This window comes from Synechococcus sp. MIT S1220 (assembly GCF_047303025.1).
Lineage (GTDB): Bacteria > Cyanobacteriota > Cyanobacteriia > PCC-6307 > Cyanobiaceae > Parasynechococcus.
Genome location: NZ_CP138939.1, coordinates 1,634,756 through 1,661,474, shown reverse-complemented (window position 1 = coordinate 1,661,474; position 26,719 = coordinate 1,634,756). Strand labels below are relative to the sequence as shown.

Here is a 26,719-nt window from a genome sequence, read left to right as displayed (position 1 = left end):
AAGCGTTGGTTGGGTGTCCACGGCCAAGGTCGGCTAACCGGATTCTCTTTTTAGAGTTACTACCACCATTGATTCCGTAATGGCTGATCAGACACTGGTCACTGAGCTCAAGGAGCGCAGCCTTGCACTCTCCGCCTCTGCAGGCGGAGAGTTGGAACGAAGTTGCTGGATGGTTCTACATGAGCACATTCACGGTGTGAAGCCCTCCGAGTACGACATCCGTGAAATCGATGAAGATCTTTATTTATCCGTACTGGAGGCCGCAAAGCAGTCCTTGCGAGGGGGTTGAACCAACCACACATTGTCGTGGCAGCTCCATTCATACAAGCCAAATAAATACTGGCAGTTGTAGCACATAATTGGTGAGCTTCTGCGAGAAACAAGCCCGGATTCTGCCAGCGCTCTGGTTTACAGATCTAAGGTAAAATCAATACATTAAACCCTTAAATTTAATTTTATGTGCACCACAGAAATCAGCACCAAGCCGAGCCACATGCGCAGTCACCTTTGGCCAATCAATTTGATCGCCATCTAAAATTCCAAAATCAATGTGATAATCAATGTTTAGAATTTTATAACTCGCAGTCATTATTGATCCTTTCTTCAAGCCATGAAAGTCACCGTTTATTGGTTGAATTGTTGAAACGCTAAACCAACCAGAATCACGTACAAGCCTGTAAGCCATGGTTGCCTTTGTTGCATTAAATTAGAAAGTGCCGCTCTTCCAGTCGCTAGCCCTTATACCAGTTTCCGCAAAGGACGCAGAGACCGAAATCGATAGCAGAGAAGAGGCTGCACAAATAAATCCGAACATACCAGACAACGCCATTTTAGATTTAACTTACATCTCATAGGACATAGTACTAATTTTTTGCAAGAGATCATGGCTGGCTTAATTCGAAACCTTGCCCTGAATCGCACTGGAGCAAAGTTGTTTAACTTCAAACAAATGAATATTTGATCACTCTCCTCTCAACACTCTCGTTAGCGACTACTTACAAACAGGTGGCTGGTGTTGAACGAGATCAATCCTCACGGAATCGCCACGAAGAAAGTGGATGCAACTTTTTCCTGATCGCAAGGGATAGCCTCAGCAACAGCCTAATCAAAAAACACCACACGACGAAGCCAGTGCACCTCGTTTTGCCAGTAAATTGAAAGACGTACCATGAAGCAAACTCAATGTAGTCATGAACTAAAAAATGACCAGCCCCGATTTTGACTCAGCCATAGTGTTCGAGCTCACGAGCAGAGCCGTTTCCGAAATCGATGCCTTGATGTTAAATATCCATGAAGACAGACAGTATATTCATCTGTTGCATCTGGCTCGTAATTGCTCAATACAAGGCGTGTAGCTTCGTCAGCGTTGATCCACTCCACGACTCCTGTGTCCACATTGGCAATTTGAAACATGGTTGGGCTTTGAGGATCTCTGGCACCTCCCTCCGCCCAGATGATCTGTCCCATCCACCAGTCCTGCCTGTTGACCAGAGAGGCATCTCCTTGCCCAGGCTCCACCAGCACCACATCACCTGGCTTGAAGCCAAGAAAAGTCGCTTGACGCGTCATCCTATCGCCGAGTAGTTCAAGCGTTCTACTCAAGGTTCTGCTGCGGTGTCAATGGGCTTGTTTTGCCAAATCCTGAAGAGCTAGCAATCCTTGATGTGGCTGGGATGCTAAGGACGAACAGGGCATAAGAATGACGGGCTCGCTGTTGGCAATGAAACGGATCAACCCTGTCGATCCAGTCGACAAGAGACTGTTGCGATTTCTGATGTGGACGAGATGCCATTTAAAACATGACATTTGAACATTCACGATGGCGCCAACGTGTCTGGATGGGGCTCATCGCCTCCAGCGATACGTCTCGGATCCAAAAAAGATACTGAGACGAACTGCAAACGCTCTGAAGTCAACCTGTTTGCCAGTGGCAGAAGATCAGGATTCGGGCGGCTCTGCTGATCCTTGTCACTGCTGAACAGGGTGACACCAGCGATGACGACCAGGAGCATCATGGAAATCTCCAATCCTCAAAGGAAATGCATCAGGACCAAGGCATCGATCCTGTGATTTCCAGGTCGCCACAGGACAACACGCTATGGCAACACGATTGGCACAAATGCTCGAACATCCATAAACCCCATCCGATACCACCATCCCCCTACAAAGAGCAATTTACATGTCAAAAATGAAAGCAAAAAGGCGACATCCAAACAAACATTAAGAAAAAGCTCAATCCGTACATGATTAACAAAGAAGCATGCAATTAAAAAGAGTTTTAAAAACCTCAAACCGAAAAATATGAACTCAATACATGCAACAATAATTTCATGATTTTGATGCCAGCGGCAAAGCACTATGCGTCAATCATCACATAGTGCCATGAATAAATCATTAACTTGAAACCATGATCGTGATTTTCCATGAACACAATTTACAAGGTGGGCCTGGTAGGGCTTCCAATCGCTTTTTCCGTCATCAGCACCACGTTTTGGATGGCCAGATGGAAGATTATTGTTTGGGGAAAAGGGCCCTTGGGCTTACCGATTCTAGAAAACAGAAAAGACTGGATTGACAGTCCACTATCAGCTTATGAACGTCCGGAAAAAGGGTATCCAGTCATTACGATCAGAACACTTGCGGTGAACGCACTCGGAATCCCAACCGTATTTTTCCTTGGAGCCTTGGCGGCAATGCAGTTCATCCGTCGCCCCGAGCTTTATTCATGAAGCATCTATTCTTAACCACAGATGAAGCTGTGTTCTTAATTAGCTTTTTTAGCTCCATTGTGTGGATATCAGCAGTGATGACATCTTTACTGATAACTATCGTCGCATAAATGAGGAGAAATTATTGATTTTCAACTAAAGCAGGCGCAAAAGAATTGAGCTTTATCGTTTCAAACAAATATTGAAATCAAAGTTTATTGAAGACTTGACGCGACATGATTAATAATATTTTGCTCTTGAAGCATATGAATAGCTTTGTAAAGAGCAACGTCTGCCCCTGAATCTTGGCTGTGAATTCTAATGAGAGCCTGTCTGATTAGTTCAGCAAGAAGAGCTTGTGTTTGGTCTTCCAAAACGACTAGAACAACTAAAAGAATGATGCCATCAAGCCAACTGCTCCATACCATCATTTGCTATCAACAGGCAATTCATATTCACTTCTACGCGGATCAATAGTGGAGAGAAAAATGATTAAAAGACTTCCAAGAAAGATTTAAATGTCACTGCCAAAAAAATGAATCAAACATATAATTATTAAAAATTAAAGGCTTATGTTCAAGACACATATCAAACAAAGAGCCAGGGTTATTCAGTTTGTGCTGGCATGTGTACTAACCTTTGCATTGCCTTCAACTGCACTAGCAATTTACCCAAGCGGAGGTGGCTTACCAGATCCTGGTCTTGAGAGGAATCTCAAAGACAGTGAACAGATCACCAACTCCTTCAAGCAAGAATTTCCTTTCTATGAAAGAGACGAGAATGGAAAGCCAATCACATCGGAATTCGTAAAATATGACTTGTCTGGCTATGATTTATCAGATGTCGATCTTCGAGGGGTTTTATTCAGCGTTTCAACTCTCAAACGTGCAAATCTGGAAAACGCTAATCTTGAAGATAGCATTGCTTATGCCACTCATTTTGAAGAATCCAATTTAAAAAATACTAATTTTAGAAATGCTGTCTTATCCAAATCATTTTTTATGGCGACAGAAATCGAAGGAGCAGATTTTACTGGTGCCATAATAGATGATCCACAACGTGAATCATTATGCGCCCGCGCTTCAGGCGTGAATTCCATCACTGGAGCTGACACATTTGAAAGCTTAGATTGTCTCAGCTTGTCAACAAGATCGATACGTTAACATTTTTTAAGGCAATATTCGATCCATTGAATTAGCCAATAACTATATATTGAGCAGATATCTGTATAAAAGTTTATTCGATGTCACATCACTCATCCGTTCGGGGGCATTTAGGAAAATCATAGGCATGCCTAGAAACACGTAAGTTGCCAACGCTATCTTTTATCGAAACCAGTTAAAAATAGATCCAGAGGTCAAACCCAAGATGATTAAGTTTCACCATTCAGATCTGATGTTAACCACACCAATATCGATAAGATAGAAATCAAAAATACAACGATTGAATGGCCTCAGAATCACACAGTGATGGACTGTATCTCAGAACAGCACGAAATCAATATTGTTATGCTTAGTAAGGTCGAATTTTTTGATCGACTGAGCTTGAGAAAGCACATATCCTCACTCACTCCAGGGTAACCAATGCAGACGCTGCAAGTAATGTGATTAATGCCGTGGGAAAACTTGCCACATTTTGAAAAAACTTCTGTAAGCATGAGTGGTTTGAAGTTAAAATCAAGATCGTTGTATTAGATCAGTGCGGCCAATAACACGTCGAGTTGTCAGCCAATATCCATACTGACAACTCTTTTGATTTCTGAGTTGATTCATCTACAGATTGAACCAGCTTAATGAACCATCTCAAACACATAATTCCGAGAGTGGCAGAGATTTAAATGATGACGACATTGATCAGCCAAAGCCTTTGGCACGGGCCTGGAGTGTCAGCGGTCGCTGTTTCCCTGTGAGCAGGATGGAACGTTCATCGGCCTCTCCGATGTGAGGGCCCGTTTCAATGCCAAGATGTTTCATGGCCATCAACTGCTGCTGTTCAATCTCAGAGCCAGTTTCAGACTGAAGAAAAGATTCGAGAGCCGCTTGGGCTTCGGGATTGGGTGCGAAATAAAGGGTGCCTGGTCCGCGTCGCTGCTGAGTCAATCCCCGCGAAAGACGACGCTGCTTGACACCAGCCCAGAGCTGAACTGCATGTGTGGTCACATATGTGTTGAGGCAGCTGGCCTCGGTTTCTTCACTGAGGGCCAAGCTGCTTCCATCAACAAAATCACTCAGGAGTGTGACAACAGGCATCAGAGGCGGCGTGAATTGATTCGACTTGATGCAAACCACGATCCAATGCGTGATGCGTCTTGGTCCTCGATCAAATCCTTCCGTTCAAGGAAAAATCCATTGCGTCGGGCAAGATCAATTAAGTCTTGATCTGTTGTACAGCGAGATGCAGTAGCGCGTATAGATCGATCATGCTCAATCGCATGCAGAAAATTTCGGAGCGCGTCACGACTCATCAATTACCAACCCAGTTCCGCTTGTTGTTCAACATACGTGGCGACAGCAACGATGTCTGCCTCACTTAACTGGTCTGCGTAAGCAGGCATCGCATTCTTTCCATCTTCGATTTGATGCTCTAAGGCCTCAAGAGGATCTTGTGGGTATTGCTCAAGGTGCGCATTGAGATCACGCAGTTTGAGGCTGCGACTGGCTCGAATAACGTTCCCTCCACCCATGTGGCAGGCTGCGCAGTTGGTGGAGAAGATCTGTTCGCCCCGATCCAAGGCGGTATCGAAGGCGTAAGCGGGACAAGCACTCACCAAAGGAAGGCTGAAAGCGAAGAGAAACGCGATCAGACCGGCGATGCTTGACATTCGAACTTCAGCGACGCTTTTAAGCTATCGAGGGAAGGGGGCAAACGAAAGCGACTCTGTCCAACACTGTTAGGGAAGGACAAGAGTCGCTTAAAGAAAACTGAAAGATTGCTCAGCCGATCAGAACGGCGCGATCATTCAACGATCACTTTGCCAACCATTCCAGCGCCCCTATGGGGCTCACAGTAGTAGTCGTAAGTGCCTGAAGTTGCAAACGTTTCTTCCCAGGATTCACCAGGAGCGAAGGCCAGCTCGGAATGGCTGTATTCCTCATGACCCTCAAACACAGCGTTGTGGGGGGCAAGCTTGTTGTTCACAAACTTGACGGTGTCGCCGGCTTTGATGGTGACGGTGGAGGGTTCGAAGGCGAGCATGCCGGAGTCGGCACCAAGCTTAACTTCGACGGTGGCAGCCTGAACTGAAGCGACATTGCAGCCGATCAGCAAGACAAGAGCACAGACTGCAGCTGCGCAGAGACGAATCACGGATCGCATGGTGGATCAGATCTTTTGACCAACATTACGCCGCGTTCTGACTTTTCCGCGATTGGGCAGGCCTGAATTGAGAAGAACTGTCTCAAGATCGTGCGCGTAACTGGAATCACCGAAGCGCTCAGGGCTGCTAACGGGGTCATGAATGAAGTGACGCTGGCGGATGCTGAATCGATCCCATGCGTTGATCTCGATGGGAAGAACACGCACCAACGTCTCGATCAGCCATGGCCACAGCGGTACGCCTGGAGTGCGTCTGACTCCCCGCCAACGGCACAGTGTCGCCACGGCATCATCCACAGAAATCGCCGGCTGACCCATCACCACCCTCCGGAGGGCGCCCTGCCCTGGCTCAGTGTTTGGGGCATGGGGGTGCACCGCAAACTGGCCGCAGATGCGCGCAATATCCTCAGCATGAATGAAATGAAAACTGGCATCGGCGCGAAGCCAGCGAGCCAACCAAAGCCAGTTGCTGGCTTCGGCCAACCCCTCGGTGAGATAGCTGGTTGGAAAGGGGCTTGTGCCATCGACCCGACCACCGAAAACCAGAGTTGGAAAAACGGCAATGATCTTGGCAGCGAGAGGATGCTGCTCGAGATCCTGCAGACACCTGGCCTTGGTTTGGATGTACTCCGTTCCATAGGCGAGGGCCTCAGGCAGTGGCCTCAGATGGCGATCGAGGATGCTGGCTGTTGAGAAATAAATGATCTGCTCAACCACGGCGGGATTGAGCAGCTGAAGCAGCCGCTTCACCGCCAGCACATTCACCTGTTCAGCTCGTTCAGGGTCGCCCCAGGCCGTGGCCGTGTGAATCACACGCGTCACTGTCGCGAGATCTGCCATGAAGCGATCCGTCTCGCGCAGGTCACCAATGAGCAGACGGACTCTTGGGTGATCCCTTGGAACAGCCTTCATTTTGAAGGGATCCCGCAGCCAGAGGAGAAGCTCCGCATTGGAGTTCTCCAGCAGCCAATGGGAGACGTACTGACCGACGCACCCGCTGGCGCCGGTGACCAGGATCCGACTCAAGCGACAGCCCCGAGACGATCCATCACGCTTTTGCCTGACCGGAAGAAGGCTGCGCCGTTCTCCTCAGGCGTGCCAGGGAGGATGCCATGACCAAGATTGAGGATGTGCTTGCGACCACGAGCCTTACGGACGCAATCATCGATCCGGGCTTCGATCGCCTCCGGTGTTCCGAACAGCAGACCGGGATCGACATTGCCTTGCACACCGATGTGCTCCGGAAGTCGCGCCAATGCCTCTCCCATATCAACAGTCCAGTCCAAGGAAATGATGTCCACGCCAGTGGTGGCCATCCGCTCGATCACACCGGCACTGCCGGAGATGTAAAGGATGAATGGGATGTCGGGATGGGTCTGCTTGACCAGATCCACCACTTTCTTCTGGTACGGAGCAGCGAAGGCGTCGTAATCGGCGGGGCTCAGTTGACCAGCCCAGGAGTCAAACATCTGAACGACCTGCGCCCCAGAATCGATCTGATACCGGAGATATTGCGCAATGGATTCAGCGAAATGGTCGAGCAGCTTGTGCAGCAGCTCAGGTTCCTGGAACGCCATCGCCTTGATGATGGCGTAGTTCTTACTGCTCTTCCCTTCCACCACGTAGGCGGCGAGGGTCCACGGTGCGCCGACAAAGCCGAGGACAGCCGCCCTGTTGCCGACGCTCTCGCGCAGTCGCCCGAGCACTTCACCGACAAACGGCATGGATTGGGCTGGATCAAGGGCTCTCAGCGCATTCACCTGATCCAATGATCGAATCGGATCGTTGATCTGTGGGCCTTTGCTTTCAACGATGTCGAAGTCGATGCCCATTCCGGGTAGGGGGGTCAGGATGTCGGAGAAGAGGATCACCCCATCGGGCTGAAAGGCTTCAAAAGGTTGCATGGAGATCTCGTAGGAGAGATCAGGGTTCTCCGACCGTTCCCTGAAGCTGGGATGACGATCACGGAGATCTCGGTAGACCTTCATGTAGCGCCCGGCCTGACGCATCATCCAGACGGGTGGTCTCTCCACTGATTCCCCACGCGCGGCACGGAGCAGCAGAGGGGCAGTTTCTGTCATGGAGAAGCGTCTGAAGCGATTTGGCAACTTAACCGAGCACCCCCTAAGCACCAGAGGATTGGTCTCCAATCACGTGACATTTCGACAACGAATTAGAAATAAGTCCAGGCGATTAACCCTGGACTGATCCGTTTCACAACACCACCGTTGTAGATGGTTTTCAGTCGGCAACCGGTTGATCGTTGGTGCTGTCAGCAGAGTCCAGCAAACTGCGCTTCGGATCATGCTTGAACACCATCAAGCTGAGGGGAGGCAGACAAAGTTCCAGGGAATTTTCATACTCATGGATGTTCCATTCCTCAGAACATTTTCCACCCATGTTTCCGAGATTACTGCCGCCATAACGGGATGCATCGGAATTGAAAATCTCTTCGTAGAAACCGGCAAGAGGCACACCAACCCGGTATTGAGCATGGCTCTGTGGGGTGAAATTAGCCACCACGATCAACCAGGTACCACTGCTACTCTCCCGTCTCATGAAACTGATGACCGAGTGGCGATTGTCATTACAATCGATCCATTGAAAACCGAATTGATCGAAGTCATCGCGCCATAGGGCAGGTTCTGATTTGTACAGAACGTTCAAATCATCAACCAATCTCTGAACCCCTTTGTGGGGTTCATAGTTGAGGAGATCCCATTGCAGATCACCCCAGACATTCCATTCAGAACGCTGACCGAACTCCATCCCCATAAAGATGGTCTTCTTACCGGGGTGTGTCCACATATAGGAAAGAAGGGCGCGGGTATTGGCATATTTTTGCCAATCATCTCCCGGCATTTTGTGGAGAAGGTGACTCTTTCCATGCACCACTTCATCGTGACTCAAAGCCAACATGAAGTTTTCGGTGTAGGTATACCAGATGGAGAAGGTAATATTATTTTGATGAAATTGACGGAACCAAGGATCTAATTCGAAGTAATCAAGCATGTCATGCATCCAACCCATATTCCACTTCAGATTGAAACCAAGACCCCCCATATCTGTGGGTTGAGTCACCATTGGCCAGGTTGTCGACTCCTCTGCTATGGATAACGCACCAGGGAAGTGTTGAAACAGAACATGATTGGCCTGCTGGAGAAAACGAACAGCCTCCGTATTTTCCCTCCCACCATTCTCGTTCGTTAGCCACTCTCCATCGGGACGCAAATAATCTCGGTACAACATTGACGCGACAGCATCAACGCGAATGCCATCAATGTGGAATTGCTCAAACCAGAAAACGAGATTTGCAACCAGGAAATTGCGTACCTCATTTCGGCTGTAATTAAAGATTAAGGTGCCCCATTCTTTATGTTCACCAATGCGTGGATCCCCATGCTCATAGAGATGGGTTCCGTCAAAAAACGCAAGTCCGTGGCTGTCTTTCGGAAAGTGACCCGGTACCCAGTCGATGATCACGCCGATGCCTTCGCTGTGGCACCGATCCACGAACGCACGGAATTCATCTGGCGTGCCATACCGACTCGTCGGTGCGTACCAACCGGTCACCTGGTATCCCCAGGATCCATCGAATGGATGCTCCGTAATCGGCATCAATTCGATGTGGGTGAAACCACGTGCCTTCACGTATGGAATCAGACGGTCGGCCAACTCGACATACGTGAGCAGACGAGCGCCTGGTTTCATGTCCGCCGCTGGTACGGGTGCTCGCGGGGTGCCATCGGGTTGAAGCCATGGCTCATCGGCGGCTGCATGAATCCAGCTTCCGAGATGCATCTCGTAGACGGAGATGGGCTGCTCAAGCGCATTGCTGCTGTCACGCTTTTGCATCCATTCAGCATCTGACCAGTCGAACCCATCGAGATGGGACACAACCGAACTGTTGGCCGGCCGAACCTCATGCTGAAAGCCGTAGGGATCGGCTTTCTGATAGCAATGGCCTTCAGGGGAACGGATTTCGTATTTGTAGAGGGTTCCTTCCTGCACTCCAGGGATGAACAGTTCCCAGATTCCTCCGGTTCGCTGCTGCATGGGATGGTGACGACCATCCCATGCATTGAGATCAGCAAGGACTGAAACGCTCAGGGCATGGGGAGCCCAGACGCAGAACATCACCCCGGCCACCCCATCACGCTCAACGACATGGGCTCCCATGCGCTGCCAGATGTGATGGTGGTTGCCTTCGGCGAAGAGATGGCGATCCATCTCTCCCATCCAGTCACCGCGGAAGGCCCACGGGTCATGCTGTTCGTGGGTGATGCCTCCGCGCTGAACGCGGACGCGATAGTTGCTCCCGGGAGCATCACCCACGCTGGCTTCGAAAATCCAGGGGTGATGGGGAGAGGTCATCGCGACCTCCCTATTACCAATCAGGAGCGTTACCGATTCCGCCTCTGGCATCCAGACACGGATGAGCCACCCTGACGCCAGTTGCTGTGGTCCCAGAACGGCGAAGGGGTGATCATGCCGACATTCAGCTAGTCGTTCGCCGTCCTGAACCATCCAGTCGAGGACTGCCGCGCCACCCATTGAAGACCTGTGAAGTGGGCGAGAGCTTAGGCCGGATTTTCGACGCCAAAAGGCGATCGATCAGACGAAATCTCTTGAGATGTCTGCGTTGATGATCCAACCGTTCTCATCGAAGATCACAAACAGGTTGGTGGTGGCATTGCCAAATTCAACGCTGACAAGCACCAGTTGCTGTTCCCCTCCCTGGCTGGCGACCAGGGCATCCTTCACCTTGACGAAACCGCCGGAAACCTTGGCAAGTTTGGTCCATTTCCGCTGAAGGTCACCGGGAGCGAGTTCTTTCTGAAAATCGATCTGCAGACGGCTTCTCGCTTTGACCCAGCGACCCTCAGCAAGATCCTGCGTGAACTCAAGGGCTGATGTTTCGATGGGAATGGCCCGACCGGCCCATTTCCAAGCCATCAGCTTGCCTTCCTCATCCAGGATCAGGATCAAAGGCTCTTCACCGTTGGCCGTGCTGACCACAGCGTCGACGGTCGTGTCGCTGTAACCGGGAGCCACATTGACGACGCGGGCCCCGGTGATTGCCGTGTTCTGATCGAGCCGCTTCTGGACCGCATCAACGCTCACCACACCCCTGATGCTCTCCGCGAGCTTGCCGTGAATGGCGGCTCCGTCCTTGCTCTGCAGCGCCTCGAGCAACAGTTCCGAGGCTGCCGTGGCCTGGGTCAGGGTCAGGCTTGTGGCTTCCACCTCTTCCGCAGCCACTGGTGTGACAGGCAGGACACCCAGGCTGACGGGAGCCGCAAGGGACAAGGCCAGCAGCGCGGCAGACAGCTTCACAGCGGATCGAATCAGTTGCAGTCCAGTTTGCCGGAGGTGAAAGGGATCAGCCCGAGCTGTGAGCCGGCAAGATGCAGTGTCATGGAGACAACCCGATGCTGAGCGCTCGGGGCGCCACAGGCGATCAGGGGATCACCGGGATTGATCCCGATCGCTGGCCAAGCGGCAGCTGCGATGGAGACGCGCAATCGATCTCCCGGAAACAAGCTGGCCAGCAAAGGTTGAAGACGGATCCTGTAGGAAGCGCGGGTTCGGGCGGCTTCACCGCAAACCCGCAACACCCCGGTGCTGAGCTGTTCCGCAGCGACGCTGTCACTTGGCAGCCTCGACAACGCCACACAAAGGTCGAATCCGGGCTGATCGGCACTCGCCTGCAGCATCAGCATCGGCTGTCCCTCAAGAGTGAGGCATTCTTCCAACGCATCTGAGGTAAAGCAGGCCACATCGCCGCGGCAGTCGATGCCACTGCGATCAGCCGCCCCGGCACTGGGGCTGAGATGGCCGCCAACGGCGGGGACAGGTCGCCAGGGATCATGCACAACGCAAACGACACCTTCACTTGGGCGGGCGTGATCCAGCAGCCCATGGTCTTGATCCAGACAGGCGAGACCGTCAGCAATCAGATTCCAGGTCCGCGGGGTGCGAGGAGGCACCGAGTCCACCACCGAGTCCACTGACGATGTTTTCCACTCCATCCTGGTGAGATTCCAAAGTCGAATCCCGTTGCCCTGTGGCTTGGTGGAACCGCCTTTGAGGTGTTGATCAAAAAAACCCAGCAGTAGATGCTGTGCCTGGCTCCACCACTGCAAATGGGTGGCGGGCCCGATGTGGAGCTGAGGCTCTCCACCCGCCTCCAGACTTCGCGTCCAAAGATCGAGAATTCCGAGGAGGTGAGGGTCCCACCAACCTCCGATCAAGAGCATCGGACGTTGCAACCAATCCTTTGAACAGGTGTGTTGGGTCCAAACAGCCTCTTTTTGAGGGTCTTGGCGTAACCACCGCCAAGCCATTCCATCGGGATCATGGCTCGCGAGGAGTGAGGGACCATCGCGCAGATAACTTCCACTTTCCAGGCTTTGCCGAATCGCCAGCCAGGCGTCTTGATCACCATCACGGCTGGCCTTCAGAGCAGCGAGCTGCAAACCCCAGCCCAGTCCCAGATGCCACCAGTGCGCACCACCTTCACAGCTCCAGTGGTCGCGTTCATTCAGACCTGTCATGGCCGGTGCCATGCAATCAGGCGGGGTTGCACCGTCTGATGCGACGAGTTGGGTTAGGCCTTGGTAGGAAAAGCCGTAACAGCCCAGACGACCATTGCAGTGAGGCAGATTCCGCACCCAGGCGTGGGTCTCAGCGGTGTCAACGGCCTCCTGATCAAAACCAGTGAAGCGGCCTGCGGAATCCCCTTGACCTCGTACGTCTTGGACCACAACCAGGTAACCCTGCTCTGCCCACCAGGACGGGTGCGCCAGGGTGACCGTTGAGGCAATACGGCGACCGTAGGGCTGGCGCATCAAAAGAGCAGGCCAGGGGCCCTGTCCTGCCGGTGTCCAGAGATCTGAAAGGAGTTCGGTGCCGTCGTTCAGACGGAGCGTCGCATCGCTCCGCTCAACGGACATTCGGGCAATGCATTCCGACCACGTAGGTCACGAGGACCTCGGCATCGGGAATTGATAGGGATTTGCTCGATGCCAAACGCTGTGTGGTCTTGAAGTCGTAGGCCGAACCACCCTTTTTATTGAGCTTACGGAATTTTTTGCAGAGGGATTTTGCTTCCTGAGGATTTCGCTTGACAGCATCCAAGAGATTGGACTCCGAAGCAGCAACAGGCACGGCAGCGACGACACCAATTGTCAGCAGCGCGAGCACGTTGCGCATCGAAATTTCACATACCACATAGCCGTCATACACAGCCCCACCCACAGATCGGAACAGACAAGGGTCAGTTCGTCGTTTGCCTGGCAAGGCGGATCCAACGCTGCGCCACCCTGAGATCCACCACGGCTTGCCGGCCTGTGCCGAGGTTGCGCTCGAGTCGTCCGGTTTGTCGAACCAACCGCTCCGGAGTGCATCCCGCCAGCGCTTGTCGAGTGGCGATGCCGGCATGCATCAGCAAGGCCGCATCCTGTGCCGGCAGATCCAGATCACACACCAAGCAGGCCATACCGCGCAAGCGATGCAGATTGCGGGGGGAGCATCGTCCGAGCCGCACCAGACGACTCAGCTCCTGATCACTCAGATCACGCAGGGTCTCCCAGGAATGGATTCCGGCTTCGCGCAAGGCGATGGATTCATCGCGAAACGACTGGGGAAGGGTCTGGATCGGATGGTCCTGAGGGGCACTGGCCTTGGTCATCGAATCGGAGCATCAAGGAAGTTGCGCTCTGTTTCACCAAGAATCACTGGAGTGCTGGTTCCACTCCCATCCGATCGCACAGCCCTCAGACGAAGCGTGACGGTGCTGCTGCTGCGACCGGAACCACGCAGATTGCCGGACAACTGGGACAGGGTCGGTCCAACGGCGGCGGCGTCGAGATCCGAAGGGGCCTGAGCCACCACCAGATCGTCTCCGTTGTCGAAAACAATGGGAGCCCTCACCGCACCCTCAACCTCAACTGGAGGGCTGTAGCTCACTGAAAACGCCCAGCAACTGATGGCAAGCAGAAAGGTGAAACTGCTGACGCCCACCAATCGGAAGCGAAAGCCCCAGCTGGCAACGAAGGAGAGAACGGTCAGAACGCTGAAACCCACCCCTGCCCACAACAGCCAGGGGACAGTGGCGAGAAGCAACTGATCGAAGGGCATGGGCGCTGGTCCTGACGGAGTGATCTCCTTATATTGCGCGCACTTCAGAGGAAACCGTCGCGGTCAATGGGAGAAACGCGGCGTCTTCCTCTCCCGGCAATCCTCGCAGCGGGAGGTGTTCTGCTCATCGGGGGCGTGGCCATCGGCTTCCAACTCGCTGACCAAGCGGCTTCGGATCTCGTCGATCAGGTCAGACCGGGCTTGGAAACCATGCTCTCCAAGCCCCTGGGACACCCCGTCAGGATCGGGGTCTATGAGGGATTAAGACCCTGGGGATTCCAGATCGGTCCTTCACGAATCCTTCCGGCCGCGGCCGATCGGTCGGAAATCAGCCTTGAGAAGCTGACCGTCAGCGTTGATCCCCTGGCCAGCCTCCGCCAATGGCGACCTGTCGTCCAGCTACAACTGCACGGCACAAGAGTACTGCTGCGACGCAGTAACGATGGCACCTTCTGGGTGCCGGGAACAACCGATTCCAATCAGTCACTGCCAAATATCGGACTTCGATATCGGCTGGTTCAACCGGCTCGCATCCGTGTCGCCCCGCTGGATCAAACCTTCGAGCTGCAGAGCCGCGGCGCCGTGGAGCTGGGCGATCAATGGTTCAGCACCCAGGCCAATCTGCTCTGGCGCGACCGTGGTGGATCGGTCCGGTTGGAAGCCAGAGGGCGCTGGGATCAACCGGAATTGGCCTTAAGAGCACAACTGCAGCAGATTCAGCTGGAACGGATCGCTCTGTTCACCCCCCTGCCGTCCCAAACAACAGTCGACGGCCAGCTCAAGGGGGACCTGCGTCTCCAATGGCGACGTGGACAATTTGGATGCAAAGGCGACCTTGACCTCAAGGGTCTCGAGGTCAAGTCCGACAGTCTGGTTGCACCACTGCGGTCCAAGCAGCTCAAGCTTGCTTGTGATGGGACAACTCTGTCCATCCGGAAGGGAAGCTTCAACCTTGAAGACTGGTTGGCCGAGGCATCCGGAAGCGTCCACCTGGGGAAGTCCTTCAACCTCGCCATCAAACTGCGCAATTCCAGCCGGAACGACAAGCTGACGATTCGCGCCAATGGCCCATGGGCCGCACCGCAATGGCATCTGAACGGCACGGTTGAGCCCCCTGAGGGCACTTCAATGGCAGGGCCCATCGAGGTCGATGCCAGGTTGAGCACACCGTGGCTGGATCCAGAGCAGCGGGGTATTGCTCTCAAGTCAGCTCGACTGGAATCGGAAGAATTCCGATTGGGGCTCGAAGGCGATGTCTTTCCCGCTCTGAATCTGCGCAGTACGGAACTGACCGCCACTCCCAAGCTCTGGAGTGCAGTACCGGCGCTGAACTCCGCGCTGGGGCAAAAAGCAGCGATTCAGGGATCACTGCTGGCGACCGGCAGCGTTCAACAACCCTCCCTTCAGCTGCGCCTGAATCAGTCGCACAATCCGCTGCTCGACCGCTGGAACCTCCTGGCGGAATGGTCGCTGCCGCAGGGGATGGCCCACCTGAAACGGTTCGAGAGCCAGACCTTCAAAGCATCTGCGCAACTCCCCGTGGAATGGGAAGGGGGTGCGACCCAGATCGGTGACCTGAGTGCAGACCTAGCGCTGCACAACTTCAGTCTCCAACGTCTCACCCCCCTGATCGGAACCCCCACTGCAGGGAAACTCTCAACCAGCGGAAAGTTGTCTGGCCCCCTCGAGGCCCTGCGTGCAGACCTCTCGGTGCAACTCAATCAACCACGGTTCGGACCACTCGCGATCCCTGAACAATGGAGTGGTCGACTTCGAGGTGTGCTGGGCGATGCCGCCGCACTGGAGATGGCATCAACCAGTCAACTGGACGTCCCAGGGTCTCTGCGTGCCGATCTCACAGCGGGGGGCTGGCCGTCGCGCGTGGAGCTAACCCGTCAGCGGGGGACTCTCAGCCTGACTGGAATCAGCCGTCGCTATCGCTGGCAGGCCCATCAGTTCAGTCTGAATGGCCTACAGATGGCGCTGCCGCATCAGGAACGCTTCGAAAGCATCTCTGGCCAACTCAGCGGTGAGGGGGAGATCGCTCTCGACCCGATGCTGTTCAGCGGAGAGGTGGTGATCGATCAACCCATGGCACTGGGAGTCGATCTGAACCGGATTGAGTTGTCGGGTCGCATCAGCAACGGTCGCTTCAAGGCGGATGGACAGCTGAAGCCTCCGGACGGCAAGGTCGTCTTCAAAACCTCAGGAAGGATCGGCGGCCCGCTGCTTAGCGAAGCCAAGGCCGAGGCGATCAGCATTCCCTGGCTGGTCGCACAGTCGCGACAACTTCGCTCAAGCACTCCAGATGCCAATCAGACACTTGGTACTGCCGACGATCTCGGCAGCCTCGTGATCGAAACCTTTGGTGGAAGCCTTGATGAACACCTGGAAGCATTATCCCGATCCCAGACCGCTTTGGAGGTCTATGAGGAGGCCAACCCGCGCCACCGGTTCGATCCAGCCAAGCTGCAGGGCCGGATCGATGCGGCCCTCAACTTGAAGGGGCCGCGGCCAAGCGATCTGAATCTCGATCTACAGGCCAGGGCGCATCTCTGGCTAGAGGGAGAGGATGCGGATCAAATGCTCCAGATGGAGCCGATCCAGGTGGTGAGCAGCGGATCGCTGTTCGGTGGAGAGGGGCAATTCAGCATTCTTCATCTGCCGTTTTCCCTTTTCGGGCTGTTCGCCAATGTCCCGCCTGCACTGAAGGGATCCGTCGGATTGATCGGTCGTTACCGCTTCGATGGGGAGGGACCGGTCGTGAGTTCAGAGGTAGTGCTGGAGAACGCCGCACTGGGCGACGACAGCTTGGTGCTGGACCGCCAAGAAATGAAGCTGGGGCCGGAGGGCATCACCCTTGACCTGGCCTTGCGCAATGTCGACAGTGCCGAACCGATCAGTCTGATCGGCACCATCCCTTATCGGACGGAAGATGACCTCAACCTCACGCTTGAGAGCCACGGGGATGCACTGAACTTCCTCAGTCAGCTTGCCGGGGACGTGGTGGAGGTCAAAAAGGGCACGACTGATCTACGGCTGATTCTTCGAGGAAGTATCTCTGCCCCCCAGGCCAACGGATTCTTGGTAGTCCGTAATGGCGACATCCTGCTGAGCGGGCAACGACTGCATCGGATCAATGCAGCCATGGTGTTTGACTTCAACCGGCTGGAGGTCCAGGCCCTAACCGCCGAGATGGGCCAGGGCGGCACGTTGCGCGGGATCGGGGCGATCGGTTTGTTTGAAGCTCGATCCGAAGACAAACCACTCACGCTCGATCTCAGCAAGAACCGCATCCGCCAGTCGATTGTTGATGTGATGGCCGAAGGCAAGGTCGTTCTTCAGGGCTCGCTGCTGAGACCGATCCTCGAGGGAGAGCTCACCTTGAACCAGGGTGAGATTCGTCCCCGCCAAAGCATGCTGTCCCGTGTGCGTGGCAGCTTCGAGCCGGGACTCTCCCCCGGCATCCGCAGCAGTTCCCTGCTTTCAGGAGCTCAACAACCGGAACGGGTCACGCTGGACTCCCTGATTGAGGAGGACTGGGATTTCAAGACACCACTGGTGCTGTTCGGACCAGGCGGAACGGCGAAACCCTCCCCAACGGCGCAGGCATTTCTCCCCAATATCCCCGCCCTTCAGTTCCGCAATTTCCGCCTGAAGCTCGGCCCTGATCTGGCCGTTCGCATGCCGCCGATCATCCATTTCAGGGGCGGCGGTCAGCTTCTGCTGAACGGCCCTCTGGATCCGAGCCTCGAGGCCCGTGGTTTGATCCGACTGAATCGGGGACGGATCACCCTGTTCTCCACCACCTTCCGGCTGGATCACCGTTCCGCCAACGTGGCGGTGTTCACTCCCTCCCTGGGGTTGATCCCCTATGTCGACATCGCGATGAAAACCCAGGTGTCCGATTCCGTGCGCCAGGGTTCAAACGGTGGAGTCACCACCGGCAATGTCTTTGAAACCAATGGCCTCGGCACTATGGGCGTCGGAGGTGGTCAGCTTCGATTGGTCAAGGTGACCGTGCAGGCCACAGGACCTGCCGATCGGCTGCCTGGAAATCTTTCCCTGCAGAGCTCGCCGCCGATGTCGCAGTCCCAGCTCCTGTCCCTAATCGGGGGCAACTCGCTGGCGGGACTGGCTGGTGGTGGAGCGGGAACCGCACTGGCGACGGTCGTGGGACAATCGCTTCTCTCGCCTGTTTTGGGAACGCTGACCGACGTGATGGGTGATCGGCTCCAGGTAGCCCTGTACCCCACGTACGTCACACCTTCGGTGAAATCGAATCAGGAACGCACCTCAGGACGAGTGCCTCCCACCTTTACCGTCGTCAGCGAGGTCAGCGCCGACATCAGCGACAACTTTGATTTCTCAGTCCTAGCTGCTCCGAACAATTCCGACGTGCCACCGCAGGCCAGCGTGAGCTACCGGGTCAACCCGAACACCACCATCTCCGGATCGGTGGACACAGAAGGCACCTGGCAAACCCAGTTGCGCGTTTTTTTCCGGTTCTGACGATGGTCACTGACCAGCAGGTGATCGGCATCGATCTCGGCGGGACAGCGATCAAGCTGGCTCGCTTCTCAATCCAGGGCGACATGCTGGCCGAGCTGGAACGGCCCACGCCCCAGCCCGCCGTGCCTGGTGCGGTAACCATGGCACTGTGTGAGGCAGTCGAGACGCTCGACCCAAATCGTGAGGCGGCCCTGGTGGGTATTGGCTTGCCGGGCCCAATGGATGCTGATGCCAGAGTGGCTCGCGTGTGCATCAATCTGCCGGGCTGGTTGGAGGTTCCACTGGCGGACTGGTTGGAGCCACGGCTGAATCGCAAGGTGACTCTGGCCAATGACGGCAACTGCGCCGTGATGGGTGAGGCCTGGATGGGTGCGGCGGCTGGCTGTCAGAACGCGGTTCTTCTTACCCTTGGCACGGGGGTTGGGGGAGGAGTGCTGCTTAATGGAGCCCTCTTCACAGGGCACAACGGTGCAGCAGCAGAACCCGGCTTGATCGGTATCGAACCGGGTGGTCCCCCCTGCAACAGCGGCAATCGGGGCTCCCTTGAACAGTTCGCAAGCATTGCAGCACTCCTCCGGCTCAGCGATGGACGCGATCCACGCGAACTGGCCAGTGCAGCGGATGCCGGTGAACCGAAAGCGCAGGAGATCTGGACGCAGTACGGAACGCGCCTCGGCGTGGGAATCAGTTCGCTCATCTATGTCCTGACCCCCGAACTCGTTCTGCTGGGAGGCGGACTGGCAGGGGCCTCACGGCATTTCCTTCCAGCTGTTCGAGAGGAGGTTCAGCAGCGGGTTCAGGCCGTCTCGCGGGAAGGTCTCCGCATCGAGGCCTGTTCCCTCGGCAACGGGGCAGGCCGGCTTGGAGCGGCCCGACTCGCCTTGCAGAGGCTGGGCGGGATGATGGCTGACAACTGATCAAGAGCGCCTGCCATGTCTTCTGTTCCACAGCCTTCAGCGGAGTTGCTGCAGAGGGCAGGAGCGGTTCGACTCGCAGCGGTTGAGCTCGGACAAACGCGAGATGGAGAGCGAGCACAGGCCCTGGAAGCCATGGCGAATGGTTTGAGCGAGAGCGCGGCCTCAATCGTTGCTGCCAACCAAGAAGATCTCGAACGATCGGCGGCCGAGGGTTTGGCACCTGCATTGATGGCGCGGCTCAAGCTGGATGACACCAAGCTCAAAGCTGCCATCGCAGGTTTGCGCAAGGTGGCGAAGCTGCCCGATCCGCTCGGCAACCGCCAGTTGCATCGTGAGCTGGCGGAGGGACTCGTTCTGGAACGTCTGACGGTCCCGCTGGGCGTCGTGGGGGTGATCTTCGAAGCCCGTCCCGATGCATTGATTCAGATCTCCGCCTTAGCGATCCGCTCCGGAAACGGAGCGATCCTCAAGGGAGGCAGTGAGGCGCGCTGCACCAATGAAGCTGTGATGAAGGCACTGCAGGATGGATTGAAGGGCAGTGGCGTGTCACCGTCGGCTTTGGCCTTGCTCACCACGCGTCAGGAGAGCCTCGCTCTGCTCCGCCTCGATGGTCTGGTGGATCTGATTATTCCCCGCGGCAGCAACGAACTGGTTCGGTTCATCCAGGACAACACCCGCATTCCGGTTCTGGGCCATGCCGATGGCATCTGTCACCTGTTCGTGGATGCTTCAGCAGACCTCGACCAAGCCATACAGGTGGCGATCGACAGCAAAACCCAGTACCCGGCGGCATGCAATGCGATCGAAACACTGCTGATTCACGACTCGATCGCCCCCGCCTTCCTCAGCAAAGCAATTCCTGGCTTCGAAAGCGCTGGGGTCACCCTTCGGGGTGATCCAGCTAGTCAGGCTCTAGGGGTGAAGCAGGCCGCCGATGACAACGACTGGCAAACCGAATATCTCGATTTGATCTTGGCGATTCGCATCGTCCCCGATATGGATGCAGCGATGGCTCACATCCGTCGCTATGGCTCTCGACACACCGAGGCGATCATCACCAACGACCAGGCAAGCGCAGACCGGTTTCTGGCTGCGGTGGACAGTGCAGGGGTCTACCAAAACTGCTCCACCCGTTTCGCAGATGGATTCCGCTATGGCTTGGGCGCGGAGGTGGGGATCAGCACACAGACGCTGCCACCTCGCGGCCCCGTCGGCCTTGAAGGGCTGGTCACTTACCGCTACCGCCTCCGGGGTCAAGGGCATCTAGCCGCGGATTTCGCCTCAGGGATCCGGCAGTTCAGCCATGTGGATCTTCCTTTGTGAAACAGCTGGACTCCATCCATGTTCGCGATCTACGTCTCTGGGCCCATGTGGGCGTGCTGGAGCATGAGCGTCGCGATGGGCAGTGGTTCAGGGTCGACCTGACGCTGAATTTGGATCTGAGCAGAGCGGCTGTGGATGATGACCTCAGCGCCAGCCTCGACTACAGCACCTCGATCAAGGCTCTTCAGCAGCTAGCTGCAGAGATTCGGTGCCTAACGATTGAACACTTCAGTGAGCAGATGTTGAATCGCCTGGAAACGCTGCACGGACCCGTGCCGATCTGGCTTCGGCTCACCAAATGCGCCGCGCCTGTACCGGGATTCACCGGGCGGGTTTCCGTGGAACGGCGACGCCATGGTGGGGTGACGCCAACCCCATGACGCCACTTGTCCTCGTTCATGGTCTGTGGGACACCCCACGTCTGTTTCGTCGGCTGATTCAGGCGCTCGATCAGCCGCAACAACCTCTGCTCGCTCCCCACCTGCCCCATGGTCTTGGGGTGGTCCCCCTGCGGGAACTGGCGAGACGCCTGGATGGTCAGATCCGCGATCAATTCGGTTCCAACACCCCAGTGGATCTTTTCGGTTTCTCAATGGGTGGAGTGATCGGCAGGATCTGGTTGCAGGAACTGGGTGGGGCCAGTCGGACGCGCCGTTTTTTCAGTGTTGGCAGTCCGCAATGCGGAACTTTTGCAGCACAACCGATCCCGAGATTTCTCCTGGCAGGGGCAGCGGACATGAAGATTGGCAGCCGGCTGTTGCGAGAACTGAACAGCGACCCCTCGGCGCTAGACGGCGTGCATTGCCAAAGCTTCTTCTGCCGCTGGGATGTGATGGTCTGCCCAGGCTGGAGAGCCGTTCTACCGATCGGCAGCCAGGAGGAAATCCCTGTCTGGACCCATCAGCAGCTGATCGGTCATCCCAGATCGCTGGAACGCCTCAGTGCTGCCCTTCGCCGATGAGTTCACACAACAGCTGAGCGGTCATCTGGCGGGAGGTGATCAAGGGACTAGGTCGACCGAGATCGAGCCCACCCCAAGGAATCCCTCAGCATCGGCAATCCATTCCGAAATTCCAAGGGACGGAATGCCGACGGTGCGAGATCACGCCGCGGTTGCCGTAAGGCCTGAATGACGGATCAGGGCATCGCTGCTCGCCTCTCTTCCACGGAAGGCCTGGAACACCTCTTCGGGAGATTGGCTGCCACCGAGGCTGAGAACCGTGTCTCGGAACCTAGCTCCGGTGGCCCGGATCTGATCTTCATCCTCAAGGCCCACTTCCTCAAACGCTGCGAATGCATCGGCACTCAGCACTTCTGCCCATTTGTAGGAGTAGTAGCCGGCGGAGTAGCCGCCAGCGAAGATATGACCGAAGGCGCAGAGAAACTGATCGTCCTCGATCGGTGGAATCACGGTGGTATTGGCGGCGACTTCCCTCCGCAGCTGATCGGGAGTCAACCCTCCGGCGGAGCTCCAGCGGCTGTGAAGGCGAAGATCCGTGATTGCAAAGTGAACCTGACGCAGGGTGGCGAAGCCTGAATTAAAGGTGCGGCTTCGGCGCAACTTGTTGAATTCTTCTTCGGGCAGTGGTTCGCCAGTCTGCCAATGCCGGGCCATCCCCATCAGGGTGGGGCGATCAAGGCACCAATTCTCCATGAATTGGCTGGGGAGTTCCACGGCATCCCACTCAACATTGTTGATTCCCGCAGCCTCGGGCTCATCGATGGTGGTGAGCATGTGCTGCAGTCCATGGCCGAACTCATGGAAGAGGGTTTCCACCTCGTCGAAGCTCATCAGGCTGGGGGTGCCATCCACGGGAGGGGTCTGGTTGCAGATCAAGTAGGCAACGGGCAACACGGGCAGACCATCAGGCGTCGTGCTGCGCCCGAGGCATTCATCCATCCATGCGCCTCCGCGTTTGCTGGCAGGACGGCTAAAAGGGTCGAGGTAGAACGCCGCCAGCGGTGTTTGATCACGGGCAAAAACCCGAAAGAAACGAACATCGTCGTGCCAGATCGGAGCCTCACCGTCAGCGGCACGGATCTCAACATCGAAGAGACGCCTGCAGAGGCCGAACAGCCCGTCAAGAACCTGAGGCAGTGGGAACCAAGGGCGCAGCGCTTCCTGATCAAGGTCAAAGCGCTCTTTCCGTAAACGCTCTGACCAATAAGCGATATCCCATGCCGCCAGGTCCGCAGCTTCCTGTGCAGCATGACGTCTTGCACAATCCTTCAGGTCGGCGAGCTCACGTTCAGCAGCGGGATAGGCCGCACTGCGCAGCTCCTCCAAAAGCCCTTCAACGGCGTCCACGTCCCGAGCCATCTTGCTGGCAAGGCTGCGATCAGCCCAATGCGCATATCCCAGACGCCTGGCCTGTTCAAGCCGTAGCTGGAGGATCTCCTCGATCAGTTCGCGGTTATCGAGATCGCCACTGCTGGCACGACTGACATGGGCCCGATAAGCAGTTTCCCTGAGGTTCCTGTTGTCAGCATGGGTGAGGAACGGGAGATAACGAGGCATGTCAAGGCCGAGCAGCCACGGGCCATCCACCGCTGATGCACTTATCTCACCGGCCTCCCGGGCAGCCGCGGCCAGGGCTTCCAGAGCTCTCAGGGGAAGTCCCTCAACCTGAGAAGAGTCGGTCAACATCAGGGTCCATGCCTGCGTGGCATCCAGAACATGATTGCCGAAACCGGTTGAGAGCTCAGCCAGGCGTTCGCTGGTGCGATTGAAAGCCAGCTGCTCCTCGCCCTCCAGGCCGACACCCCGCTGATTCATCGAGAGAAGTTCACTGGAGAGGATGCGTCGGCGCGCCTCGTTCAGAGGCTCCGCCGGACAGCTCTGGAGCCGTGTGAGAGCACGATGCAGCACCCTGCTTTGACCGAGACGGTTGCCCAAACGGACAACCTCCGGTTGTTGGCTCGCATGGGCTTCGCGGAGATCCGCTGAATTGCACACACCATTGAGGTGAGACACCACACCCCAACTCCAGCGAAGCCGCTCGCTGATGCGCTGCAGAGGGTGCATAACGACATCCCAGCTCAGCGGCTGATCCGTCGCCATGGCTTGTTCAAGGTCGCTTTCCAGCTCTGACAGGGAGGCCTCGAGGTCCTGAAGAAGGATCGGAATGTGTTCGCGGACCTGGTCTGAATCGATCGCACGGAACTCTGGCAACCCGCTGCACTTGAGGAGCGGTGATGGAGAGGAGCAGGTCGTCATGTCAGCCGAGAGGTAAACGTTCAATCAGTGCCATCAGGGTCTGGTCGCCAAGCCGGGCAGCCAGAGCATTCGTGGACGCTTCATAGAGATCCATGGCAACCCTGGGCCAGATTCCGATCACCAGGGTGGGCACCAGCAGGCTTAACCCAATCACCAGTTCCCGTGGGCGCATGTCGTCGATCACGGCAAGAGCTGGAATCCTTGGACCGAAAAAGACCCTTCGACACATGGAAAGGAGGTAGATGGGGGTCAGCACCAGACCAATGGCCGCAAGCAGCACCGTGATGGATCGGAACAGGGAGGTGAACCCTTCCTGGCTGGTGATTCCTAGAAACACCGTGATCTCACTGATGAAGCCGCTCATCCCTGGCAAGGCCAAAGACGCTAGTGAACTTGCCAGGAAGAAAGCGAACGTGATCGGTAATGCTTTGGCCACGCCTCCCATGTTTGGAATGGAAAGGGTTTTGGTGCGCTCGTAAAAGACACCGGTGAAGAAAAACATCGCAGCTGCGATCAGGCCATGACTCACCATCTGAAGCATGGCTCCACTGACACCGAGGGCATCGACCGCACCAATGCCCAGCAACACGAAGCCCATGTGACTGACGGAACTACAGGCGATCCGTCGCTTGACGTTGTCTTGAGCGAATGCGTTGAGCGCTCCGTACACAATGTTGACAATCCCAAGAATCACCAGGGCCGGTGCCAGCTGAAGGTGAGCTTCGGGCAACATCTGCACGTTGAAGCGAAGCAGCGCGTAGCCGCCCATCTTGAGAAGCACACCCGCCAGAAGCATCGATACCGGTGCATTGGCTTCACCGTGGGCATCCGGAAGCCAGGTATGAAGCGGGAACATCGGCAATTTGACGCCGAATCCCACCAGGAATCCCAGGTAACACAGCAATCCGAAGGTTCCACCGGGCGATCGGGCAGCCAGCTCGGTGAGATTGAGGGTGAACTGATCAGTGGAAAGAGCGAGTGCCAATCCGCTGATGAGAATGAGAAGCGAAGCGAGCGCGGTGTAGAGGATGAATTTTGTGGCGGCGTATTGACGGTTCTGCCCGCCCCAAATCGCGATCAGCAAATACACAGGAACGAGCTCAAGCTCCCATGCCAGGAAGAACAAAAGGAAGTCCTGGGAGAGAAAGACCAGCCCTTGAGCCGAGGCTTGGACCAGAAGCAGCGCGAAATAGAGCCTCGATTTACTTTTCACCGACCAGCTGGCCGCCACGGAAAGCAGAGTGACCAGACCGCTGAGAACGACCAGAGGGGCGGAGAGCCCATCGGCAGCGAGGGACCATTCCAGGCCGATCACAGGCAGCCAGCTGACACGCTCCACCAATTGCAGCCCGGCCTGGCCGGGGTCAAATTGCGTCGCGAAGACGCCCATCATCAGCAGAAGATCCGCAAGAAGCACCGTCAGCGCCAGATTGCGCGGCAGCTGAGATGCCTTTTGGCCATCGTCCGTTACAGGCAGGAGGGGCATCAGCATCGCCCCTGCCGCCGGAAGCAGCACGATCAAGGAAAGCCAGGGGAGGGACTGTGGAGACGCGGCGAACAACGGCAGCTCTGCGTCCATTCCATGACCTAAATCGTGAACAAACCTAACAGCTTTCCATCCCAAGCTTGGGTAGAACTACCCATCTTCAGCCGGTTGCCAGTGGCTCCCTGATGTCTGGAGATTGAGGACCGGCGCACGGCTGGCCACACCAGCCGCTTCCCAAGTACGCACCATCGCTCGACTGACCATCGTTCCCTTGTCTTCGGAACAGAGGGCAATGATGCTTGGCCCTGCTCCACTGATCGCGCAGCCCCAGGCGCCTGCCTCCAGTGCCGCTGATTTCACCTGTTCTCCCGCTTTGATCAGACGCCAGCGGTAAGGCTCGTGAAGACGATCGTGCATCCCATCCGAGATCAGGTCCCCGTTGCCGGTTCGCAATCCCTGCAGCAAGAGGGTGAGGGCGCCAAGATTCACAACGGCATCGCTGACCGGAATGCCCTTCGGCATGGCCCGGCGCGCTTCGCTCGTGCTCAAACGGATCGAAGGGATCGCAACGACCGCTTTAACAGCGGGAGCCCATTCGCAGCGCACGACCCGCCAGCGCTGGGATGCCGCCTTTGCCGTCATGCAAAGCCCGCCGAGCAGGGAAGGAACCACATTGTCGGGGTGGCCCTCTATATCGATGGCGAGCTCGAGCAGCTTCTCCTTGCTGAGGGGTTCCCCCACTAGCGCATTGGCCCCCATCAAACCCGCCACGATCGCGGTGGCACTGCTGCCCAGGCCACGCGCCGGTGGAACGGCAAGACGCACGCGCGCTTCCAGTGCAATCGGCTCCAGCGCTGCCGCCTTCCAGACCCGCTGGGCAGCCCGATAGACGAGGTTGTCGGGCCCTCCCCTGAGGTGACTTCCCTCTGTGCCTTCGATGATCAGTTCAAATCGCTCACCGCCACCCTCGATGCGCCGCATCGCGAATCGGTTGTTCAGATCGACCGCGGCACCCAGACAGTCGAAGCCGGGGCCAAGGTTTGCAGTGGTCGCCGGTACGTCGACCACAACTTTTTGCCCAATACGGGGCTGCACCATC

General features: G+C 56.0%; 26 protein-coding genes. 8 read left to right on the top strand and 18 right to left on the bottom strand.

The window, feature by feature from the left end:
- Positions 1-79: 79 nt before the first annotated feature.
- Positions 80-289: a hypothetical protein gene (locus SIB64_RS08495; RefSeq protein ID WP_413439815.1), complete on the top strand. Its 210-nt coding sequence runs from the start codon at positions 80-82 to the stop codon at positions 287-289.
- A gap of 138 nt (positions 290-427) precedes the next feature.
- Here the strand turns inward: SIB64_RS08495 and SIB64_RS08490 are convergent, their stop codons facing one another.
- The 3 genes from SIB64_RS08490 to SIB64_RS08480 all read right to left on the bottom strand — a co-directional run bounded on the left by SIB64_RS08490 (position 428) and on the right by SIB64_RS08480 (position 2,015).
- Positions 428-685 carry a hypothetical protein gene (locus tag SIB64_RS08490; RefSeq protein ID WP_413439814.1) on the bottom strand — a complete coding sequence of 86 codons (258 nt, stop codon included), beginning with the start codon at positions 683-685 and terminating at the stop codon, positions 428-430.
- Between the two features lie 557 nt (positions 686-1,242).
- Positions 1,243-1,569, bottom strand: a complete 327-nt coding sequence (locus tag SIB64_RS08485) for a DUF3104 domain-containing protein (protein WP_413439813.1) — start codon at positions 1,567-1,569, stop codon at positions 1,243-1,245.
- A 245-nt stretch (positions 1,570-1,814) separates the two neighbouring features.
- Positions 1,815-2,015 (bottom strand): hypothetical protein, encoded by a 201-nt coding sequence (locus tag SIB64_RS08480; protein ID WP_413439812.1) that lies wholly within the window; start codon positions 2,013-2,015, stop codon positions 1,815-1,817.
- Positions 2,016-2,570: 555 nt separating this feature from the next.
- On the opposite strand from SIB64_RS08480, the gene SIB64_RS08475 reads away from it, so the two are divergent.
- Both SIB64_RS08475 and SIB64_RS08470 read left to right on the top strand, forming a co-directional pair.
- Positions 2,571-2,729 carry a cytochrome b559 subunit beta gene (locus SIB64_RS08475; RefSeq protein WP_413442947.1) on the top strand — a complete coding sequence of 53 codons (159 nt, stop codon included), beginning with the start codon at positions 2,571-2,573 and terminating at the stop codon, positions 2,727-2,729.
- A gap of 551 nt (positions 2,730-3,280) precedes the next feature.
- Complete coding sequence (locus SIB64_RS08470; RefSeq protein WP_413439811.1) at positions 3,281-3,871, top strand: pentapeptide repeat-containing protein; 591 nt, start codon at positions 3,281-3,283, stop codon at positions 3,869-3,871.
- A 690-nt stretch (positions 3,872-4,561) separates the two neighbouring features.
- Here the strand turns inward: SIB64_RS08470 and SIB64_RS08465 are convergent.
- From SIB64_RS08465 to SIB64_RS08410, 12 genes are all read right to left on the bottom strand, one after another.
- Positions 4,562-4,957, bottom strand: a complete 396-nt coding sequence (locus SIB64_RS08465) for a hypothetical protein (RefSeq protein WP_413439810.1) — start codon at positions 4,955-4,957, stop codon at positions 4,562-4,564.
- Positions 4,957-5,172, bottom strand: coding sequence for a Nif11-like leader peptide family natural product precursor (locus SIB64_RS08460; protein ID WP_413439809.1), 216 nt, complete (start codon positions 5,170-5,172; stop codon positions 4,957-4,959). The genes SIB64_RS08465 and SIB64_RS08460 overlap by 1 nt, the downstream gene beginning before the upstream one ends.
- A 3-nt stretch (positions 5,173-5,175) precedes the next feature.
- Positions 5,176-5,529: a c-type cytochrome gene (locus SIB64_RS08455; RefSeq protein WP_413439808.1), complete on the bottom strand. Its 354-nt coding sequence runs from the start codon at positions 5,527-5,529 to the stop codon at positions 5,176-5,178.
- 134 nt (positions 5,530-5,663) lie between these two features.
- Positions 5,664-6,023 (bottom strand): plastocyanin, encoded by a 360-nt coding sequence (gene petE / locus SIB64_RS08450; RefSeq protein WP_413439807.1) that lies wholly within the window; start codon positions 6,021-6,023, stop codon positions 5,664-5,666.
- Between the two features lie 6 nt (positions 6,024-6,029).
- Entirely contained in the window at positions 6,030-7,049 is a 1,020-nt protein-coding gene (locus tag SIB64_RS08445; protein WP_413439806.1) for an NAD-dependent epimerase/dehydratase family protein, read from the bottom strand.
- Positions 7,046-8,104, bottom strand: a complete 1,059-nt coding sequence (gene hemE / locus SIB64_RS08440) for a uroporphyrinogen decarboxylase (protein WP_413439805.1) — start codon at positions 8,102-8,104, stop codon at positions 7,046-7,048. The genes SIB64_RS08445 and hemE overlap by 4 nt, the downstream gene beginning before the upstream one ends.
- Positions 8,105-8,264: 160 nt before the next feature.
- Positions 8,265-10,577 (bottom strand): 1,4-alpha-glucan branching protein GlgB, encoded by a 2,313-nt coding sequence (glgB, locus tag SIB64_RS08435; protein WP_413439804.1) that lies wholly within the window; start codon positions 10,575-10,577, stop codon positions 8,265-8,267.
- Between the two features lie 60 nt (positions 10,578-10,637).
- Complete coding sequence (locus SIB64_RS08430; protein ID WP_413442788.1) at positions 10,638-11,360, bottom strand: DUF3887 domain-containing protein; 723 nt, start codon at positions 11,358-11,360, stop codon at positions 10,638-10,640.
- Positions 11,361-11,371: 11 nt separating this feature from the next.
- Positions 11,372-12,979 carry a CocE/NonD family hydrolase gene (locus SIB64_RS08425; RefSeq protein WP_413442787.1) on the bottom strand — a complete coding sequence of 536 codons (1,608 nt, stop codon included), beginning with the start codon at positions 12,977-12,979 and terminating at the stop codon, positions 11,372-11,374.
- Positions 12,969-13,283 (bottom strand): hypothetical protein, encoded by a 315-nt coding sequence (locus tag SIB64_RS08420; RefSeq protein ID WP_413442786.1) that lies wholly within the window; start codon positions 13,281-13,283, stop codon positions 12,969-12,971. The genes SIB64_RS08425 and SIB64_RS08420 overlap by 11 nt, the downstream gene beginning before the upstream one ends.
- A gap of 19 nt (positions 13,284-13,302) precedes the next feature.
- Positions 13,303-13,716 (bottom strand): DUF4332 domain-containing protein, encoded by a 414-nt coding sequence (locus SIB64_RS08415; RefSeq protein WP_413442785.1) that lies wholly within the window; start codon positions 13,714-13,716, stop codon positions 13,303-13,305.
- Positions 13,713-14,165, bottom strand: a complete 453-nt coding sequence (locus tag SIB64_RS08410; protein ID WP_413442784.1) for a Ycf51 family protein — start codon at positions 14,163-14,165, stop codon at positions 13,713-13,715. The genes SIB64_RS08415 and SIB64_RS08410 overlap by 4 nt, the downstream gene beginning before the upstream one ends.
- A gap of 66 nt (positions 14,166-14,231) precedes the next feature.
- Between SIB64_RS08410 and SIB64_RS08405 the strand changes: the two genes are divergently transcribed.
- The 5 genes from SIB64_RS08405 to SIB64_RS08385 are packed head-to-tail and all read left to right on the top strand — an operon-like array spanning position 14,232 to position 21,878.
- The gene (locus tag SIB64_RS08405) at positions 14,232-18,677 is read left to right on the top strand and encodes a translocation/assembly module TamB domain-containing protein (RefSeq protein WP_413442783.1); all 4,446 of its coding nucleotides are present in this window, start codon (positions 14,232-14,234) and stop codon (positions 18,675-18,677) included.
- A 2-nt stretch (positions 18,678-18,679) separates the two neighbouring features.
- Entirely contained in the window at positions 18,680-19,594 is a 915-nt protein-coding gene (locus tag SIB64_RS08400) for an ROK family protein (RefSeq protein WP_413442782.1), read from the top strand.
- A 15-nt stretch (positions 19,595-19,609) separates the two neighbouring features.
- Complete coding sequence (locus SIB64_RS08395; protein WP_413442781.1) at positions 19,610-20,917, top strand: glutamate-5-semialdehyde dehydrogenase; 1,308 nt, start codon at positions 19,610-19,612, stop codon at positions 20,915-20,917.
- Positions 20,918-20,922: 5 nt separating this feature from the next.
- On the top strand, positions 20,923-21,297 hold the full coding sequence (gene folB, locus SIB64_RS08390; RefSeq protein ID WP_413442946.1) for a dihydroneopterin aldolase: 375 nt from the start codon (positions 20,923-20,925) through the stop codon (positions 21,295-21,297).
- Positions 21,294-21,878, top strand: a complete 585-nt coding sequence (locus tag SIB64_RS08385; RefSeq protein WP_413442945.1) for an esterase/lipase family protein — start codon at positions 21,294-21,296, stop codon at positions 21,876-21,878. Before folB ends, SIB64_RS08385 begins: the two co-directional genes overlap by 4 nt.
- A 141-nt stretch (positions 21,879-22,019) precedes the next feature.
- Here the strand turns inward: SIB64_RS08385 and SIB64_RS08380 are convergent, their stop codons facing one another.
- Genes SIB64_RS08380 through thrB form a run of 3 tightly spaced genes read right to left on the bottom strand, consistent with a single transcriptional unit; the run spans position 22,020 to position 26,718 of the window.
- On the bottom strand, positions 22,020-24,134 hold the full coding sequence (locus tag SIB64_RS08380) for a M3 family metallopeptidase (protein ID WP_413442779.1): 2,115 nt from the start codon (positions 24,132-24,134) through the stop codon (positions 22,020-22,022).
- Between the two features lies 1 nt (position 24,135).
- Positions 24,136-25,713, bottom strand: a complete 1,578-nt coding sequence (locus tag SIB64_RS08375; protein WP_413442778.1) for an NAD(P)H-quinone oxidoreductase subunit 4 — start codon at positions 25,711-25,713, stop codon at positions 24,136-24,138.
- Positions 25,714-25,770: 57 nt separating this feature from the next.
- Positions 25,771-26,718, bottom strand: a complete 948-nt coding sequence (gene thrB / locus SIB64_RS08370; RefSeq protein WP_413442777.1) for a homoserine kinase — start codon at positions 26,716-26,718, stop codon at positions 25,771-25,773.
- Position 26,719: the final 1 nt, after the last annotated feature.